The sequence below is a fragment of the Roseateles sp. P5_B10 genome (genome assembly GCF_056400485.1).
In genome coordinates this window covers 1-1333 of record NZ_JBFULE010001128.1, presented here as the reverse complement: position 1 = coordinate 1333, position 1333 = coordinate 1, and the positions used below count along the sequence as shown (strand labels likewise).

General features: G+C 63.3%; 1 protein-coding gene. It reads left to right on the top strand.

Annotated features, from left to right (window positions below; translation table 11 throughout):
• Positions 1–144: 144 nt before the first annotated feature.
• The coding region (locus tag AC1DU6_RS31440) for a CTP synthase (RefSeq protein WP_477862081.1) at positions 145–1333 on the top strand (1189 nt) is incomplete at its 3' end.

The following is a 1333-nucleotide window of genomic DNA, read 5'->3' as shown; positions in this document are numbered from 1 at the left end:
GCTGGATGGAGGGCTCGCACCTGTTCCCTTTCGAGAAACCTGAGGAAACGGCCGACTTGGTGCTGGAGTTGCTGGGGCCCAATTGACGGGTCTCGTACAATCGCAATTTCCCACCTCAGCATGCTGTTCTGCGTGCTGCAAGACATGACCAAATTCGTCTTCGTCACCGGCGGTGTGGTGTCCTCCCTGGGCAAGGGCATCGCGTCGGCCTCCCTGGCTGCCATCCTCGAATCGCGCGGCCTCAAAGTCACCCTGATCAAGCTGGACCCCTACATCAACGTCGACCCCGGCACGATGTCGCCCTTCCAGCACGGTGAAGTCTTCGTCACCGACGACGGCGCCGAAACCGACCTCGATCTGGGCCATTACGAGCGCTTCATCACCACGCGGATGAAGAAGGCCAACAACTTCACGACCGGCCAGATCTACAAGACCGTGCTCGAGAAGGAACGCCGCGGCGACTACCTCGGCAAGACGGTGCAGGTGATCCCGCACATCACCAACGAGATCCAGGAATACATCAAGCGCGGCGCCGAGGGCGTTGACGTGGCCATCGTCGAGATCGGCGGCACGGTGGGCGACATCGAGTCCCTGCCCTTCCTCGAAGCCGTGCGCCAGATGAGCCTGCGCGCCGGCCCGACCAACACGGCCTATGTGCACCTGACCTATGTGCCCTGGATCGCCGCCGCTGGCGAGCTGAAGACCAAGCCGACCCAGCACACGGTGCAGAAGCTGCGCGAGATCGGCATCCAGCCCGACGCGCTGCTGTGCCGCGCCGACCGCCGCATCCCCGACGACGAGCGCGAGAAGATCTCGCTGTTCACCAACGTCGCCGAGTACGGCGTGATCTCGATGTGGGACGTGAACACCATCTACAAGGTGCCGCGCATGCTGCATGAGCAGGGCCTGGACCAGCTCATCTGCACCAAGCTCCAGCTCAACACCAAGAGCACGGACCTGAGGCGCTGGGACACGCTGGTCTATGAGGTCGAAAACCCCAAGACCGAGATCACCATCGCCATGTGCGGCAAGTACACCGACCTGTCGGATTCGTACAAGTCGCTCAACGAGGCGCTGCGCCACGCCGGCATCCACAACCATGCCGGCGTCAAGATCGAGTACGTCGACAGCGAGACGCTGACGCCCGAGACGGTCGACACGCTGGCCAAGTTCGACGCCATCCTCGTGCCCGGCGGCTTCGGCAAGCGCGGTGTGGAAGGCAAGATCCTCGCGGCGCAATACGCCCGCGAGCACAAGCTGCCCTACCTGGGCATCTGCCTGGGCATGCAGGTCGCCACCATCGAGTACGCCCGCCACATGGCCGGTCTCGAAA